At 73.5% G+C, this 15,931-nt stretch carries 17 protein-coding genes; 4 read left to right on the forward strand and 13 right to left on the reverse strand.

The features are described 5' to 3' along the window. Nucleotides 1-5: 5 nt before the first annotated feature. The gene (gene pyrR, locus C7C46_RS22745) at nt 6-641 is read right to left on the reverse strand and encodes a bifunctional pyr operon transcriptional regulator/uracil phosphoribosyltransferase PyrR (protein WP_110671757.1); all 636 of its coding nucleotides are present in this window, start codon (nt 639-641) and stop codon (nt 6-8) included. 324 nt (nt 642-965) lie between these two features. Here pyrR and bldD point away from each other — a divergent pair, with 324 nt between their 5' ends. Continuing rightward, nucleotides 966-1,469, forward strand: coding sequence for a transcriptional regulator BldD (bldD, locus tag C7C46_RS22750; RefSeq protein WP_110671758.1), 504 nt, complete (start codon nt 966-968; stop codon nt 1,467-1,469). A 115-nt stretch (nt 1,470-1,584) separates the two neighbouring features. Here the strand turns inward: bldD and C7C46_RS22755 are convergent, their stop codons facing one another. From C7C46_RS22755 to C7C46_RS22770, 4 genes are all read right to left on the reverse strand, one after another. Continuing rightward, nucleotides 1,585-2,424 (reverse strand): thioesterase family protein, encoded by an 840-nt coding sequence (locus C7C46_RS22755; RefSeq protein ID WP_110671759.1) that lies wholly within the window; start codon nt 2,422-2,424, stop codon nt 1,585-1,587. A gap of 176 nt (nt 2,425-2,600) precedes the next feature. After that, a complete protein-coding gene (gene nusB, locus C7C46_RS22760) occupies nt 2,601-3,038 on the reverse strand; it encodes a transcription antitermination factor NusB (protein ID WP_110671760.1) in 438 nt (145 codons plus the stop codon). A 2-nt stretch (nt 3,039-3,040) separates the two neighbouring features. Further along, nucleotides 3,041-3,601, reverse strand: coding sequence for an elongation factor P (gene efp / locus C7C46_RS22765; protein WP_110671761.1), 561 nt, complete (start codon nt 3,599-3,601; stop codon nt 3,041-3,043). A gap of 66 nt (nt 3,602-3,667) precedes the next feature. After that, nucleotides 3,668-4,774: a M24 family metallopeptidase gene (locus tag C7C46_RS22770; RefSeq protein WP_110671762.1), complete on the reverse strand. Its 1,107-nt coding sequence runs from the start codon at nt 4,772-4,774 to the stop codon at nt 3,668-3,670. Between the two features lie 78 nt (nt 4,775-4,852). Between C7C46_RS22770 and C7C46_RS22775 the strand changes: the two genes are divergently transcribed. Both C7C46_RS22775 and C7C46_RS22780 read left to right on the forward strand, forming a co-directional pair. After that, on the forward strand, nt 4,853-6,256 hold the full coding sequence (locus C7C46_RS22775) for a lipase maturation factor family protein (protein ID WP_110671763.1): 1,404 nt from the start codon (nt 4,853-4,855) through the stop codon (nt 6,254-6,256). Between the two features lie 133 nt (nt 6,257-6,389). Beyond that, the gene (locus tag C7C46_RS22780) at nt 6,390-7,700 is read left to right on the forward strand and encodes an MFS transporter (RefSeq protein ID WP_181442472.1); all 1,311 of its coding nucleotides are present in this window, start codon (nt 6,390-6,392) and stop codon (nt 7,698-7,700) included. Here C7C46_RS22780 and C7C46_RS22785 read toward each other — a convergent pair. The 6 genes from C7C46_RS22785 to aroC all read right to left on the reverse strand — a co-directional run bounded on the left by C7C46_RS22785 (nt 7,681) and on the right by aroC (nt 12,668). After that, complete coding sequence (locus C7C46_RS22785) at nt 7,681-8,487, reverse strand: Fpg/Nei family DNA glycosylase (protein ID WP_110671764.1); 807 nt, start codon at nt 8,485-8,487, stop codon at nt 7,681-7,683. The two genes, C7C46_RS22780 and C7C46_RS22785, sit on opposite strands and share 20 nt — an antisense overlap. A gap of 42 nt (nt 8,488-8,529) precedes the next feature. Next, nucleotides 8,530-9,360 (reverse strand): AAA family ATPase, encoded by an 831-nt coding sequence (locus tag C7C46_RS22790; protein ID WP_245984719.1) that lies wholly within the window; start codon nt 9,358-9,360, stop codon nt 8,530-8,532. Between the two features lie 71 nt (nt 9,361-9,431). After that, nucleotides 9,432-9,887: a type II 3-dehydroquinate dehydratase gene (gene aroQ / locus C7C46_RS22795; RefSeq protein WP_110671765.1), complete on the reverse strand. Its 456-nt coding sequence runs from the start codon at nt 9,885-9,887 to the stop codon at nt 9,432-9,434. Continuing rightward, nucleotides 9,884-10,975 carry a 3-dehydroquinate synthase gene (aroB, locus tag C7C46_RS22800; RefSeq protein WP_110671766.1) on the reverse strand — a complete coding sequence of 364 codons (1,092 nt, stop codon included), beginning with the start codon at nt 10,973-10,975 and terminating at the stop codon, nt 9,884-9,886. Before aroB ends, aroQ begins: the two co-directional genes overlap by 4 nt. Further along, the gene (locus tag C7C46_RS22805) at nt 10,972-11,487 is read right to left on the reverse strand and encodes a shikimate kinase (RefSeq protein WP_110671767.1); all 516 of its coding nucleotides are present in this window, start codon (nt 11,485-11,487) and stop codon (nt 10,972-10,974) included. Before C7C46_RS22805 ends, aroB begins: the two co-directional genes overlap by 4 nt. Continuing rightward, on the reverse strand, nt 11,484-12,668 hold the full coding sequence (gene aroC, locus C7C46_RS22810; RefSeq protein WP_110671768.1) for a chorismate synthase: 1,185 nt from the start codon (nt 12,666-12,668) through the stop codon (nt 11,484-11,486). Before aroC ends, C7C46_RS22805 begins: the two co-directional genes overlap by 4 nt. A gap of 306 nt (nt 12,669-12,974) precedes the next feature. Here aroC and C7C46_RS22815 point away from each other — a divergent pair, with 306 nt between their 5' ends. After that, on the forward strand, nt 12,975-13,226 hold the full coding sequence (locus C7C46_RS22815) for a CBU_0592 family membrane protein (RefSeq protein ID WP_110671769.1): 252 nt from the start codon (nt 12,975-12,977) through the stop codon (nt 13,224-13,226). 16 nt (nt 13,227-13,242) lie between these two features. Here C7C46_RS22815 and C7C46_RS22820 read toward each other — a convergent pair whose 3' ends face one another. Beyond that, complete coding sequence (locus C7C46_RS22820) at nt 13,243-14,088, reverse strand: shikimate dehydrogenase (protein ID WP_110671770.1); 846 nt, start codon at nt 14,086-14,088, stop codon at nt 13,243-13,245. Beyond that, nucleotides 14,085-15,884 carry an endolytic transglycosylase MltG gene (gene mltG, locus C7C46_RS22825; protein WP_110671771.1) on the reverse strand — a complete coding sequence of 600 codons (1,800 nt, stop codon included), beginning with the start codon at nt 15,882-15,884 and terminating at the stop codon, nt 14,085-14,087. Before mltG ends, C7C46_RS22820 begins: the two co-directional genes overlap by 4 nt. Nucleotides 15,885-15,931: the final 47 nt, after the last annotated feature.

Raw genomic sequence — 15,931 nt, forward strand, 5'->3', positions numbered from 1 at the left:
GGGGTCTACTCCGGGTGGATCGGGTCGGCGGCGAGCGCCTGGGAGCTGCTGTCATGGCGCGCGGAGCGCGACGGAGCGGCGTGGTCGCGGTCCCCGACCAGCACGGCGTCCTGGCCGTCGGTGTCGGCGAGCCGGACCTGCACGGCCTCGCGCAGCGAGGTGGGCAGGTTCTTGCCCACGTAGTCGGCGCGGATGGGCAGCTCGCGGTGGCCGCGGTCGACCAGCACGGCGAGTTGCACGGCGCGCGGGCGGCCGATGTCGCCCAGGGCGTCCAGCGCGGCGCGCACGGTGCGGCCGGAGAAGAGCACGTCGTCGACCAGGATCACCAGCCGGCCGTCGATGCCGTCGGCCGGGATGTCGGTGTGCTCCAGGGCGCGGGCGGGCTTGAGCCGCAGGTCGTCCCGGTACATGGTGATGTCGAGGGTGCCCAGCGGGATCTCGCGGCCGGTGATCTGCGTCAGCCTGGCGTGCAGCCGGCGGGCGAGGTGGACCCCGCGGGTGTGGATGCCGAGGAGGACCACGTCCTCCGCGCCCTTGGCGCGCTCCACGATCTCGTGCGCGATCCGGGTGATCACCCGGGTGATGTCCGCGCCGTCCAGCACCTGGTGCGGCGGGCGGGGCAATTCGTTTTGAGTGGTCATGCCGAAGCGGACCTCCTTCCCCGCCTCACGGGACGGGCTTTAAAGGATGCCTGGAAGGGTGGCTGCCCGGTCGTACTGGCGGCCTCGGACATGCTACCAGGGCGATCATGCGGCGCCCGCCGAGCGTTGTGTCGTGTTCACGCAGAGGTAGCAGACCATTCGCACGACTGCCCCATTCGGCTTGACGCGGCTACCTTACTCTACGTAACCTCACAGTGAGTTACGGAATGCGCGACCTACCCACCAGTAGGCCGACTGGGAAGCAGGGGCACCCCTCCACTCCCCCGTGACCGTCACGAACACGCACTTCGTCCGGGGAGAACAATGTCCAGCGACTACGCGAAGCAGCTCGGAGGCAAACTCCGCGCCATCCGCACACAGCAGGGGCTCTCCCTGCACGGCGTCGAGGAGAAGTCCCAGGGGCGCTGGAAGGCCGTCGTCGTCGGCTCCTACGAGCGTGGGGACCGGGCGGTGACCGTGCAGCGGCTCGCCGAGCTGGCCGAGTTCTACGGCGTCCCGGTCCAGGAGCTGCTGCCCGGCGGGACCCCGGGCGGGGCGGCCGAGCCGCCGCCGCGCCTGGTGCTGGACCTGGAGAGACTGACCCAGGTCCCCAGCGAGAAGGCCGGCCCGCTGCAGCGCTACGCAGCCACCATCCAGTCCCAGCGCGGCGACTACAACGGCAAGGTGCTGTCGATCCGCCAGGACGACCTGCGCACCCTGGCCGTGATCTACGACCAGTCGCCGTCCATCCTCACCGAGCAGCTGATCAGCTGGGGCGTGCTCAACTCCGACGCCCGCCGCGCGGTGCGCGAGGAGGAGGCGAACTGAGCCTGGCTCAGTTGCCCCGCCTGAAGAAACGTCACGGCGTGACCCCCTCGGGGTCACGCCGTTGCCGTCCGGGTTCACGCCCCCGCGCACGGTGGTGCGCGGAGGAGGGCGCGGTCTACTTCGCGCGCGGCGTGCGGGCCAGCTGACGGGACTGCGCGACCAGGCGGCCCGCCTCGTCCCAGATCTCGCAGTCCTCCTCGAAGTACCCGCCGGCCAGGTTCCGGGTGGCGTGCGAGACCCGCAGCCAGCCCGCCGCCGGCAGCGCCCGCAGGTGCACGGTCAGCTCGATGGTCGGCGCCCAGCCGGGGCGGCCCAGGTCGAAGGTGACCGGCGGCAGCGCGTCGGCGACCAGCAGCAGCGCCAGCGGGTCCGGCTCGCGGTCGTCGGCCAGCCGGAACCAGCCCTGGATCCGCCCGTTGCCGGACGGCTGCCCGAGCGCCCAGCCCACGCAGGCCGGGTCCAGCCGCAGGTCGAAGCGGCGCAGCAGTGCGGCCTGCTCGACGAACTGCGGCGGGGCGTGCTCGGCCCCGATGCACTGCTCGCGCGGCGGCATGGCCGGCGGCTCGGCCGCGGTGCCCACCTCGGCGTCCAGTGCGGCCAGGTCGGTGTAGCTCGCCAGCACCCGCAGCCGCTCCACCTGCTGCCCGTGCTCGTCCTGCTGGTAGAGCACCGCGGTCGCGTTGGAGAGCGAGTTGCCCTTGCGCACCACCTCGGTGCGCACCGTGTACGGGCCCGGAGTGGAGGCGGAGAGGTAGTAGCCGCTGATCGACAGCGGGTCCGGGTGCTGCGGCAGCTCCTGGCGCAGCGCGTTGGCGGCCGCGGCCAGCAGGAAGCCGCCGTTGATCCCGCCGCCGATCTGCCAGCCCTCGCCCAGTTCGCCGCGGTACCAGCCGGCCTCGCCGTCCGGCCGCAGGGCGATGCCCTGGTCGAACTCACTGCTGCTCGCGGGAGTCATGGAGGTGCCGCCTTCCGGTGATGTTACTGACGAGTAGGAAGCAGCGTACTCCACCGGGACGACCGGGCCCAGGGCCGGTCGGTGAACGCACCGCGGCCGCCGGATGGGAGGGTCCCCCCGGCCGAAGGCAGGGGGAAAGCTCGTCCGGCGGCCGCGGTGGTGCGGGCGCGCTGCGGTCAGCGGCGGATCGCCGCCTTGTTCTCCTGGAACCGGGCCAGCAGGCCGTTGACGAACCCCGGGGAGTCGTCCGTGGAGAACTCCTTGACGATCTCCACCGACTCGTCCAGGACCACGGCATCCGGGACGCCGTCCTCCCAGAGCAGCTCGTAGGCACCGATCCGCAGGACGTTGCGGTCCACCAGCGGCATCCGGTCCAGCGTCCAGCCGACCGCGTAGGTCGAGATCAGCTCGTCGATCCGGCGGGCGTGCTGGACGTAGCCCTCGACCAGCTCCATGGTGTACTCGGCGACCTGCGGGACGCCGTCACCCGGCTTGGCGTCCCGGCCCCGGGCCACCCAGTCGGCGAGCACCGACAGCGGGTCGGCGTCCCGGTGGTCGGCCTCGAAGAGGATCTGGAAGGCGTGCGTGCGCGCCTTGGTGCGTGCAGAGGCCACGGTTACTTGACCCGGCCGAGGTAGCTGCCGTCGCGGGTGTCGACCTTGACCTTCTCGCCGGTGGTGACGAAGAGCGGCACCTGGATCTCGGCGCCGGTCTCCAGGGTGGCCGGCTTGGTGCCACCGGTGGAGCGGTCGCCCTGCAGGCCCGGCTCGGTCTCCGCGATGACCAGCTCGACCGCGGCGGGGAGCTCGACGTACAGCGGGGCGCCGTCGTGCTGCGCCACCAGGGCGTCGAAGCCCTCCAGCAGGTACTTGGCGGCGTCGCCGACCACACCCGGCTCGACCGTGATCTGGTCGTAGGTGTCCATGTCCATGAAGATGAAGTTCTCGCCGTCCTTGTACGAGAACTGCATGGTGCGCTTGTCGACGTTCGCGGTCTCGACCTTGACGCCCGCGTTGAAGGTCTTGTCGACGACCTTGCCGGTCAGGACCTCCTTGAGCTTGGTGCGCACGAAGGCCGGGCCCTTGCCGGGCTTGACATGCTGGAACTCCACCACGGACCAGAGCTTGCCGTCCAGGTTGAGAACCATGCCGTTCTTGAGATCGTTCGTGGAAGCCACGGGCGCACTTACTCCTGATATAGCTGTCAAGGAACCAAGGGTGCGGTCCTGCCTCCGCCTGGGCGGTCACAGGGCGAGGAGCTCCTTGGTGGTGATGGTGAGCAGCTCAGGCCCGCCCGCTTCCGCGGGACGCACCACGAGCGTGTCCTCGATCCGGACACCGCCGCGACCCGGGAGGTGGACCCCTGGACCGACGGTGACCGGCACGCGATTGTCCAGTTTACCCATCTCGCCGGGCCCAAGCTGCGGCGCCTCCCGAACCTCCAGGCCCACACCGTGTCCGAACGGCCGCGGCTGCTGCTCCACGTGCCCTGCCGCGCGCAGCAGTTCGCGCGCGGCCAGGTCCGGGGCGGCGGCCAACACGCCCGGGACCAGCGCCTCCCGGGCGGCCCGCTGCGCCTCGAAGACCAGCCGGTGCAGCTCGACCTGCCAGGCCGCCGGCGCCGCGCCGATCACGAAGGTGCGGGCCGAGCAGACCGTGTAACCCCGGTACTGGGCGCCCAGCGAGACGGTCAGGAAGTCGCCCTCCTCCACCCGCCGGTCGGTCGGCCGGTGCACCGGGCGGCCGGAGTGGCTGCCGGTGCCGACCGAGACCGGGAACCCGGCCCGGTCCGCGCCGTGGTCGATCATCCGGCGCTCCAGCTCCATCGCCAGGTGCCGCTCGGTCCGCCCGACCAGGATCGACTCCAGCAGTTCGCCCAGCGCCTGGTCGCCGATCTCGGCGGCGATCCGCAGGTCGGCCACCTCGTGCTCGTCCTTGACCACCCGCAGCTGCTCCACCGCCCGGTTGAGGTCGCCGAAACGCACCCCGGGCGCCAGCGCCTGCACCGCGCGCAGCCGACTGACCGTCAGGTCGTGCTCCTCCACCGCGAGGTCGGCCACGCCGTAGGAGGCGGCGGCCTCGGCGGCCAGCTCGGCGGTGTCGCGCCCGCCCGGGGCGGCCAGCTGGGGCAGGTCCACGGCGTACGGGTGCTCGCCGGTGTCGTCCGGGGGCAGGTCGGCCGGCAGCACCAGCAGGGCGCGCTCGCGGGTCAGCAGCAGGGTGGCGCCGCACGGCGCGCAGCCGGTCAGGTAGCGGACGTTGGCCGGCTTGGTGACCAGTGCCGCGTCCGCCCCGCCGGCGCTGCAGTACTCGCCGAGCCGTTCCCTGCGGACCGCGTGCGCATCAGCCATGTCGGCCAGCCTAGGGATGCCGAGGCCGCCACGCCCGTCCTGCTGCGCCGGGCGGGCGAGCGGTGGTTGGCTGAGGGGGTGGAGTGGTTCGGCGCACCCGACTTCGCGCTCAGCCGGCTGGTGCTGCAGCGGCTGCTGGCGCTCGTCTACCTGGTGGGCTTCGTCGCGGCGGCCCGGCAGTTCCGGGCGCTGATCGGCGAGCACGGGATGCTGCCGGTGCCGCGCTACCTGCGCCGGCGGGGCTGGCGCCAGGCGCCGAGCCTGTTCCAGTGGGGCTACACCGACCGGCGGTTCGCGATGGTGTCCTGGAGCGGCGCGGCGGTGGCCGCGGCGGTGCTGGCGGGCGCCGCCGACGCGGTGCCGCTCGGGGCGGCCATGGCGCTGTGGGCGGTGCTCTGGGTGCTGTACCTCTCCATCGTCAACGTGGGGCAGACCTGGTACTCCTTCGGGTGGGAGTCCCTGCTGCTGGAGGCCGGGTTCCTGGCGGTCCTGCTCGGCAACGCCGAGGTCGCACCGCCGCTGCCGGTGCTGCTGCTCTACCGCTGGCTGCTGTTCCGGGTCGAGTTCGGGGCCGGGCTGATCAAGCTGCGCGGCGACCCCTGCTGGCGGGATCTCAGCTGCCTGCGGTACCACCACGAGACGCAGCCGATGCCGGGCCCGCTGAGCTGGTACTTCCACCACCTGCCGGCCCCACTGCACCGGGTGGAGACGGCCGCCAACCACCTGGCCCAGCTGGGTTTGCCGGTGTTGCTGTTCGCCCCGCAGCCGTTCGCCTCGGTGGCGGCCGGCGCGGTGGTCGTCACCCAGCTCTGGCTGGTCGCCTCCGGCAACTTCGCCTGGCTGAACTGGCTCACCATCGCGCTCGCCTTCGGGGCGTTGCGGCTGCCCGGCTCGGGCCGGTCGGCGATGGGTGCGGCGCCGCTCTGGTTCGAGGTGCTGGTCCTGGGCTGCACCGCGCTGCTGCTGGTGCTCAGCTACCGGCCGGCCCGCAACCTGCTGTCGCGCCGTCAGCTGATGAACCACTCGTTCGACCGGCTGCACCTGGTGAACGCCTACGGGGCGTTCGGCAGCATCAGCCGGGTCCGCTTCGAGGTGGTGCTGGAGGGCACCGAGGAGGCGGTGCTCACCGAGCGCACGGTCTGGCGGGAGTACGGCTTCAAGGGCAAGCCGGGGGCGCTGAGCCGGCGCCCGCGCCAGTACGCCCCCTACCACCTGCGGCTGGACTGGCTGATGTGGTTCGCCGCGCTCTCCCCCGAGTACGCGCGGCCCTGGCTGCGGCCGTTCGCCGAGCGCCTGGCGGCCGGGGACCGGGGCACCCTGCGCCTGCTGCGGCACAACCCGTTCCCCGACCGGCCGCCGCACTGGGTCCGCGCGGTCAGCTACCGGTACCGCTTCACCACCCGCGCCGAACGGCGCGCCACCGGCCACTGGTGGCACCGGTCCGACCCGCGCCCGTACCTGGCCCCGGTCAGCCGGCGCTGAGCACCATGCGGGCCGGACCCGGCGCCCGCACGGCATCCGATGTTTCTCTCGACATCAATTATCTTGACATCAAGAGACATCTCGGCGAGGCTGCTCCCCGATGATCGTGTACGACGGGGAACGGGGCCGAAGGATGGCACGGCACGGAAGCGGTGACGGGTTGCTGGCGCAGCTGCGGCGGCCGCCGGGCGGGCGCGATGCGCGGACCATGCTGGCCGCGCAGGCGGTGGACCGGACCGGGAGCGGGGTGTGGGCGGCCGCCTCGGTGCTGTACTTCACCTTCGTCTGCCACCTGGACGCCCGGCAGGTCGGCCTGCTGGTGGGCGTGGCGGCGGTGGCCGGGATCGCGGGCTCGCCGGTCGCCGGGCGGCTGGCCGGGCGGCTGCCGGTGCGCGGCCTGCTGATGGGCAGTCACCTGCTGCGGGTGGGCACCATGGCGCTGATGCTGCTGGTGCACAGCTTCGCCGCACTGACGGCCGTGGTGGCCGTCACCTGCCTGGCCGAGCGCGGCGCCAAGACGCTGGAGATGATCTTCGCCACCCGGGTGGCGGGCGAGCGGCGCGGCACCTACCAGGCGCTCTTCCGGACCGTGGCCAACGCGGGCACGGCGGTCGGCGCCGGCCTGGCGGCGGTCGGGCTCGCCGTCGGGACCACCGACGCCTACCGCGCACTGATCGTGGCCAACGGGCTCTCCTACCTGGCCGCGGCCTTCCTCGCCTGGCGCACCGGCGAGCTGCCGCCCGCCCCCCAGGCGGCCCCGGCCGAGCAGGCACAGGCCGGGACCAACCCCTGGCGGGACCGCGGCTACCTGCTCTTCGTGCTCCGGGACACCGCGCTCTGCCTGGACGACTCGCTGCTGGGCGTCGGCCTGCCGCTCTGGCTGATCCACCACACCGCGGCCCCGCACGCCCTGGTACCGGTCTTCCTGGTCCTCAACACGGTGCTGGTGGTGTTCCTCCAGCTGCCGGTCTCGCGCCGCACCGACGGACCGCGCCGGGCGGCCACCGCGGTCGGCTGGTACGGGGTGGCCCTGCTCGGCGCCTGCGCCGCGATGGCGGCCGCGACCGGGGGCGGGGCGGTACGGGGCTCGGTGGCGCTGCTGGCGGCGGCGGTGCTGGTCACGCTGGCCGAGCTGATCCGCTCGGTCAGCTCCTGGGAGCTGGCGGTCAGCCTGGCCCCGGACCAGGCGCAGGCGGCCTACCTGGGGGTGGCCGGGATGTCCCAGTCGGTGCAGAAGTCGCTCGGCCCGCTGCTGCTCACCGGCGTGGTGATGACGGCGGGTCCGCTCGGCTGGCTGGCGCTGGGCACCGGGGTGACGGCGGTCGGCGCGGTGCAGCGGCTCGGCGCCCGGCGGCGGCTGGCGGCCCTCGGGCGGCCGGGGAGCGTCCTGGTGGCGGCCTCGGCGGCGCAGCCGGCCCGCGCGGTCAGCGCTGCTGGCAGCTAGCACACCAGAACAGGTTGCGGGCCGCGTGCTCCTCGGTGCGGACCTCGCTGCCGCAGACCAGGCAGGGCTGCCCGGCCCGGCGGTAGACGTAGACCTCGCCGCCGTGGTCGTCCACCCGGGGCGGGCGGCCCATCGCCTCGGGGGTGTGCTCGGGGCGCACGGTGTCGATCCGGCCGGTCTCGGCACCCGCGCGCATCAGCTCGACCAGGTCCTGCCAGATCGGCTCCCACTCGGCGCGGGTCAGCTCGCGGCCGGGGCGGTGCGGGTCGATGCCGTGCCGGAACAGCACCTCGGCGCGGTAGACGTTGCCGACGCCGGCCAGCACCTTCTGGTCCATCAGGAGCGCGGCGACCGTGCTGCGGCTGCGGCTGATCCGGTGCCAGGCCCGCTCGGGGTCGGCATCGGCGCGCAGCGGGTCGGGGCCCAGGCGGGCGTGCACCGCGTCCTTCTCGGCCGGGGTGAGCAGCTCGCAGGTGGTGGGGCCGCGCAGGTCCGCGTAGTGGTCCTGGTTCGCCAGCCGCAGCCGGACCAGGCCCACCGGCTCGGGGGCGGGCGCCGCACCGAAGGTGACGACGCCGTAGAGGCCGAGGTGGATGTGCAGCCAGGCGTGCGGGAAGCCGAGGAAGAGGTGCTTGCCGTCGGCCTCGGCCCGCTCCAGCGGCCGGCCGTCCACCAGCTTCGCCCCCGCGGCGAACCGCCCCTGCGGACTGGCCACCGCGACCGGCGCACCGCCGAACAGGCGCAGGTGCTCACGGGCGAGTCGGTGCAGGATGTGGCCTTCGGGCATGCGGGCGAGCTTAGACCAGGTGGCGAGCGGGGCCCGCGCCGGTCAGCGGACCGGGCGGCCCGACAGGCGGGCCGCGATGATCCGGTCCAGAGCCTCGGCGGTGGCCGGCACGTCGAGCTGGGAGTTGTCGATGATGGGCAGCCCGGAGTTGTACCAGCCGGCCATCCGCCCGTGGATCAGGGCCACCTGCTCGTCGCTCAGCCGCCTGGTCCCGCTGCGGCGGGCGTTGCGGGCCAGCACCGAGTCCAGCCCGGGCAGCAGCACCACCGGGATCATCCCGGGCCCGATGTGCCGCCGCCAGCCGCCCAGGCCGATCGCCGGGCGGTCCGGGAAGACCGCGTCGTCGATGATGCAGGAGATGCCGTTGGCCAGGAAGTTGCGGCAGGAGAACCCGCAGGTGCGCCGGGCCAGCCGGTACTGCGCCTCGGAGTCGCTGTTCCACCCCGACTGCGGGTTGGCGAACCCGGACCGCACCCACTCCCGCACGTCGTCCAGGCTGATGTGCGCGGTCGGCGTGGTGCGCCGCTCGGCCCAGTGCCGGGCCACCGTGGTCTTGCCCGCGCCGGCCGGCCCGATCAGCAGCACCGCGAGCGGACCGGCCGGGGCCCCGGGCTGCGGCGAGGGGGCCGCGGGCAGCTGGACCGGCGCACCGGTGGGCATCACGAAGTGGCCGGTACCGCCGGGCGGCACCGCGGCGCTGGGTGCGCTCACCGACCGCCGCGGCGGCACCGCCGGCGGTGGCGGGACGGCCGGTGGCGGCGGCAGTTGAGCCCCGGTCGGCTGACCGGCGGTCAGCTGGGCGGCGGCGGGCGCGGGCGTGCCCGGCGGCAGTGGCGGACGCGGCGGCACCTCCCGGCCGTACTGCTGAGTCACGGTCACACCTCCCGCCCGGGACACTACACGGCGCCCCGGCGGCGAGCCCAGCCCGCAACCGGGGCGCCAGCTCAGCGGGTGGCGAGCTGCTCCGCCAGGGCGCGCAGCGCCAGCTCGTAGGAGCCGATCCCGAACCCCGCGACGGTGCCGGAGGCGACCGCGGCGATCACCGAGGTGTGCCGGAACTCCTCGCGCGCGTACGGGTTGGAGATGTGCACCTCGATCAGCGGCGCGGTGCGCTGGGCGGCCGCGTCCCGGATCGCGTACGAGTAGTGGGTGAACGCGCCGGGGTTGATCACCACCGGGGTCCGCTCGTCCGCCGCCCAGTGCAGCCACTCGATCATCTGCTGCTCGGAGTTGGTCTCCTTGACCTCCACCTCGAGGCCGAGCTCCTTGCCGAGCGCGGTGCACCGCTGGACCAGCCCGGCGTACGAGGTGGCCCCGTACACGTCGGGCTCCCGGCTGCCCAGTCGCCCGAGGTTGGGGCCGTTCAGCACCAGGACGCGCTGCCCGAAAGGCCGGCTCACGTGGCCGACACCTCCGCGTAGGCCGCCACCAGCAGCGACGGGTCCGGGCCCTCCAGCACCGAGGTCTTGGCCAGGCCGTCCAGCACGATGAAGCGGAGCAGGTCGCCGCGGGACTTCTTGTCGATCTTCATCGCGTCCAGCAGCTTCGGCCAGGCGTCGGCCCGGTAGGTCAGCGGCAGGCCGACCGAGGCCAGTACCGAGCGGTGCCGGTCCGCCGTCGCGTCGTCCAGCCGCCCGGCCAGCCGGCCCAGCTCCGCGGCGAACACCATGCCGACCGAGACGGCCGCGCCGTGCCGCCACTTGTACCGCTCGTTGCGCTCGATCGCGTGCGCCAGGGTGTGGCCGTAGTTGAGGATCTCGCGCCGGCCAGCCTCCTTGAGGTCGCCGGAGACCACGTCGGCCTTGACCTGGATGGCCCGCTGGATCAGCTCCACGGTGTGCGGCCCGCCCGGGGTCCTGGCGCCCTCGGGGTCCGCCTCCACCAGGTCGAGGATGACCGGGTCGGCGATGAAGCCGCACTTGATCACCTCGGCCAGGCCGGAGACGTAGTCGTGCACCGGCACCGTCTCCAGGGTGGCCAGGTCGGCCAGCACGCCCACCGGCGGGTGGAAGGCGCCGACCATGTTCTTGCCCTCGGGGATGTTGATCCCCGTCTTGCCGCCGACAGCCGCGTCCACCATGCCGAGCAGCGTGGTGGGGATGGCGATCCAGCGCACCCCGCGCAGCCAGCTGGCGGCGACGAAGCCGGCCAGGTCGGTGGTCGCACCGCCGCCCAGGCCGATGATCACATCAGTGCGAGTGAAGCCGGTCTGGCCCAGCGCGGACCAGCAGAACGCGGCCACCTCGGCGCTCTTGGCCTCCTCGGCGTTCGGCACCTGGAGCGCGATCGCCTCGTAGCCCTGGGCCTGCAGGTCCTCGCGGACGGCCTCGCCGGTGGCGGCCAGCGCCTCCGGGTGGATGATCGCCACCCGGCGCGCCTGGGTGCCGATCAGCCCGCCCAGCTCGCCCAGCAGCTGGTGCCCGATCAGCACGTCGTACGGCTCGTGGCCGGCCGAACCGGCGACGTGGATGGTGACGGTGTCAGTCATTGATCCTTCAGCTCCAACGATTCCAGCACGGCTTCGGCCACCTGCTCCGGGGTGCGGCCCCCGGTGTCCACCACCGCGGCCGCCACCTCCAGGTACAGCGGGCGCCGACGCTCCATCAGCTCGCGCCACTGCTGACGCGGGTTCACCGCCAGCAGCGGGCGCGGCGCGTCCAGGCCGACCCGGCGCACCGCGTCCGCCGGGGCGACCTCCAGGTACACCACCGGGCGGCCGCGCAGCAGCTCGCGGGTCTGCTCGGCCAGCACCGCGCCGCCGCCCAGCGCGAGCACCCCGGGGTGCTCGGCCAGCGCGTCGGCCACCGCCCGGCGCTCCAGCTCGCGGAAGTGCGGCTCGCCGTCCTGGATGAAGATCTCCGGGATCGGCTTGCCGTCCTGCTGCTCGATGTCCGTGTCGGTGTCCCGGAAGACGACACCGAGCCGCTCGGCCAGCAGTCGGCCGACCGTGCTCTTGCCGGCTCCGGGCGGGCCGACCAGGACCACCACCGGGGCGGTCACCGGACGATCAGGTGGTCGAGGTAGCCCTGCACGTTGCGCCGGGTCTCGGTGACGTGGTCGCCGCCGAACTTCTCCAGCACCGCGTCGGCCAGCACCAGGGCCACCATCGCCTCGGCCACGATGCCGGCGGCCGGCACGGCGCAGACGTCGGAACGCTGGTGGTGCGCCTTGGCCGGCTCGCCGGTGCGCACGTCGACGGTCTGCAGCGCGCGCGGCACGGTGGCGATCGGCTTCATGGCCGCCCGCACCCGCAGCAGCTCGCCGGTGGACAGCCCGCCCTCGGTGCCGCCCGAGCGCCCGGAGGTGCGCTTGACGCCGTCGGGGGTCGGCACGATCTCGTCGTGCGCCTGCGAGCCCGGGACCCGGGCCAGTTCGAAGCCGTCGCCGACCTCGACGCCCTTGATCGCCTGGATGCCCATCAGGGCGGCGGCCAGCCGCGCGTCCAGCCGGCGGTCCCAGTGCACGTGCGAGCCCAGGCCCACCGGCACGCCGTAGGCCAGCACCTCGACCACGCCGCCCAGGGTGTCGCCGTCCTTGTGGGCCTGGTCGATCTCGGCGACCATCCGCTTCGAGGCGTCGGCGTCCAGGCAGCGCACCGGGTCCTCGTCGAGCCGGGCCTCGTCGGCGGGCAGCGGCAGCACGCCGGCCGGGGCCTTGGCCGCGCCCAGCTCCACCACGTGCGAGACGATCTCGATCCCGCAGACCTCCTTGAGGAACGAGCGGGCCACCGTGCCGAGCGCCACCCGGGCCGCGGTCTCGCGGGCGGAGGCGCGCTCCAGGATCGGGCGGGCCTCGTCGATCGAGTACTTCTGCATGCCGGCCAGGTCGGCGTGGCCGGGGCGCGGGCGGGTCAGCGCCTCGTTGCGGGCCAGGCCGGCCAGCACCTCGGGGTCGACCGGGTCGGCCGACATCACCTGCTCCCACTTGGGCCACTCGGTGTTGCCGACCATGATCGCCACCGGCGAGCCCATCGACTCGCCGTGCCGCACGCCGCCCAGGAAGGTGACCTGGTCCTGCTCGAACTTCATCCGCGCGCCGCGCCCGTAGCCGAGCCGGCGCCGGGCCAGCGCGTCGGCCACCGCCGCCGTGGTCACGGGCACGCCCGCGGGCAGGCCCTCCAGGGTGGCAACCAGGGCGGGGCCGTGCGACTCCCCCGCCGTCAGCCAGCGCAACGTTCCCAACGGTGCTCCTTCGTCAGCGGGCCGGGCGGCATTGGGGGTACCTCCCGGCCGAAGGCTGGGGGAGGGGCCGCGGGCCCGACCGGGCTCTCTTGCCGGGCCCGGAACGCCAGGCCCTCCCCCGGATCCTTTCACGACCGCGGTGCGGGCCGGTCCTGCGGTCCGCCCAGCGGACAGCGTGGCGGACAACTCTCGCATGTCTGTTCGGCGATCGGGCATCCTGGGAGCGGACCGCGACCGCGGGCCACCGGACGAGACGCGCCGTCCCCGGACCGACAGACGACGCAGCCTCGTCAGGAGTGTGCCGTGATGGAGCAGGTCGTCCAGGTCCTCGGGTCGGTTCTCGTGCTGATCCCGTTCGCGCTGTCCCAGTGGGGGCGGACCAGCGCACACTCGCGCTGGTACCTCGCGCCGAACCTGGCCGGGTCGGCGATCCTGGCCACCGACGCCGCGCTCACCTCGCAGTGGGGGTTCCTGCTGCTGGAGGGGGTGTGGGCGGTGGTCTCGCTGGCGGGCCTGATCGCGGTGCTGCGCGGCCGCGAACCGCGCGGCGCCCACTGACCGGCGCGCCGTCCGGTCAGCCCGCCAGGGCCCGCTCGCCCGCCTCGCGCATGGCGGCCAGCGGGCCCGGGGCCACCCCCGTGAAGCGCTCGAACTGGAGCACCGCCTGGTGTACCAGCAGGTCCAGCCCGCCCAGCACCACCCCGCCCCGGTCCGCGCAGGCGGCCGCCAGCGGAGTCGGCCACGGGTGGTAGAGCACGTCGAACAGCGCCCCGGGCGCACCCGGCACCCCGGCGGCGAAGGCGTCCGTGGCCCCGACCGGCGTGGTGGAGATCGTCAGCGGCCCGGCCAGCGCCTCGGCGCCGCGCTCCCAGGCCACCGCCCGCACCACCAGCCCGAGCCGCTCGCCCAGCGCGAGCATCTCCTTGGCCCGCTCCGGGCTGCGCACGTACACCGACACCTCGCCGGTGCACAGCTGCGCCAGCGCGGCCAGCGCCGAGGAGGCGGTGGCCCCGGCCCCCAGCACCGCCGCGACCGGCACCCGCTCGACCCCGCGCTCGCGCAGCGCCGCGACCAGGCCCGGCACGTCGGTGTTGTCCCCGGTCCGGCGCCCGTCGGCGGCCAGGACCAGCGTGTTCACCGCGTCGACCGCCAGTGCGGTCTCGCTCACCTCGTCCAGCAGCGGGATCACCACCCGCTTGAGCGGCATGGTGAGCGAGAACCCGGCCCACCCGGCCGCCGGGTCCAACCCGGCCAGGAAGTCGGCCAGTTCGGCCTCCTGGACCTCGAACCGCCCGTACTCCCAGCCGGCCAGGCCCGCGGCCCGGTACCCGGCGTTGTGCAGCACGGGCGAGAGCGAGTGCGCGATCGGCGCGCCGAGCACGGCGGCCCGGTGCCGGACGGGGGTCACGGAGGCGCTCACGTGCAGGTGATGTTCTTGTCGTCGAAGCCCTGGTTGTGCGCGGTGCAGTACTCCTTGACGTTCGCCGCGAACTCCTTCGAGTCGGTGGAGAACCGGGTCTCGGTGGGGCTCATCGCGATGAAGTACATCCAGCTGCCCGGCGTCGGGTCGAGCACCGCCTTGAGCGCGTCCTCGCCGGGGTTGGAGATCGGCGTGGGCGGCAGGCCGGCGTTGACATAGGTGTTGTACTTGTTCGACCCGTCGGCGATCTGCTGCTTGGTCAGCGTCTTGGAGCCCACCGAGTACTGCAGCGTGGTGTCCATGCCCAGCTTGTGGTGGGTGATGCCCTCGCTGTTCAGGCGGTTCTGGATGGTGCGGGCCATCTTGCCGAAGTCGGCGGTGTTGTTGCCCTCGGCCTGCAGGATGCTGGCCTCGGTGACCACCTCGTAGGCGTTCTTCAGGCCGATCTTCTGCGCCCCGCCGGCCAGGTCCAGCTGGTTGTACTCGTTGGTGGCGTTGGTCACCATCTGCTTGAGCAGTTCCTCGGGCTTCATGCCCTGGCTGACCGAGTACTTGGCGGGCCAGAGGTAGCCCTCGGGGTTGTTGTTCGCCTCCGCCGGCAGGCCCAGCCCGGCCGCGTTCGCCTTGGCCGCGTCGGCGGTCGCGCCGGACTGCAGCTTCAGCTTCTTGTCGATCATGGCGTAGATGTCGCTGGCCCGCTTGCCCTCGGGGATGATCAGCGCGTCGCCGCCGGCCTCACTGAGCATCAGCTGCACCGCGGCGTCGCCGGACATCTGCAGCTGCATGTAGTAGTAGCCGGGCTGGATCGGCTTGTTGAGCTTGTTGTAGGCGTTGTTGAAGGCGCCCACGCTCTTCACCACGCCGGCGTCCTGGAGCACCTTGGCCATGTCGGCCGCGGTGGCGCCCTCCTTGATCTGGATCTGCACCTTGCCGGTGCCGGCACCGGAGAAGTCCGGCGGCGGGCCGAAGGTGCGCTGGTAGAAGCCGTAGCCCCACCAGCCCGCGCCGCCCACGCCGCCGAGCAGCACCAGGGCGACCAGCAGGCAGGCGCCGCCGTTGCGGCGGCCGGACTTCTTCGCCTTCTTGGACTTCTTGCCGCCGTCCTCGTCCTCGGTGCGGTCGCTCAGGAAGCCGGAGCGCTCGGGCTCCTCCTCGGCGTACTCGTCCTCGGTGTAGGCGCCGTGCTCCTCGTACTCCTGGTACTCGTCGAGCTCCTGGTCGGCCTGCGGGGCGTCGAGCGCGGCGGCCTCGGCCTCCCAGTCGATCCCGTCCGGTCCGGGGCCGGTCACCGGCTCGGGCGCGGGCGGGCGCGGCGGCTGCTGCTGCTGCATCGGCGGCTGCTGCATGCTGGGCGGCACCTGCTGACCGGGGGGCATCTGCTGTCCCGGGGGCATCTGCTGCGGGTACCCGCCCTGCTGGGGGTAGCCCGGCTGCTGCAGGCCCTGCTGCCCGTACCCCTGCTGCTGCGGGTAGACCGGCTGCGGCATGCCCTGCTGCGGGTAGCCGGGCTGCTGGGGCATCCCCTGCGGCGGCACCCCCTGCTGGGGGTAGCCCCCCTGCTGCTGCCACTGCCCGTGCTGCTGCTGTTGCTGTTGCTGCTGCATCTGCTGCTGGTACGGGTCCATCGGCTGGTACCCCGGCTGCCCGTACGGCTGCCCGCTGCCCTGCACCGGGTACTGGCCCTGCGGGAGGTACTCCGGGCCGCCGGGAGCGGCAGCCTGCGGCGACTGCTCACCGTAACCGGGAGCGCTGGGGTGCCACGGCTGCGCGCCCTGGTCCCGGCCCAGATCAGTCATCGAATCCCTCAGGTGACGAAGACAACCGGCCCCGCGGCCGGCGGTCC

Origin of the sequence: Streptomyces tateyamensis (assembly GCF_003205575.1) — a bacterium.
Classification (GTDB): Bacteria; Actinomycetota; Actinomycetes; order Streptomycetales; family Streptomycetaceae; genus Kitasatospora; species Kitasatospora tateyamensis.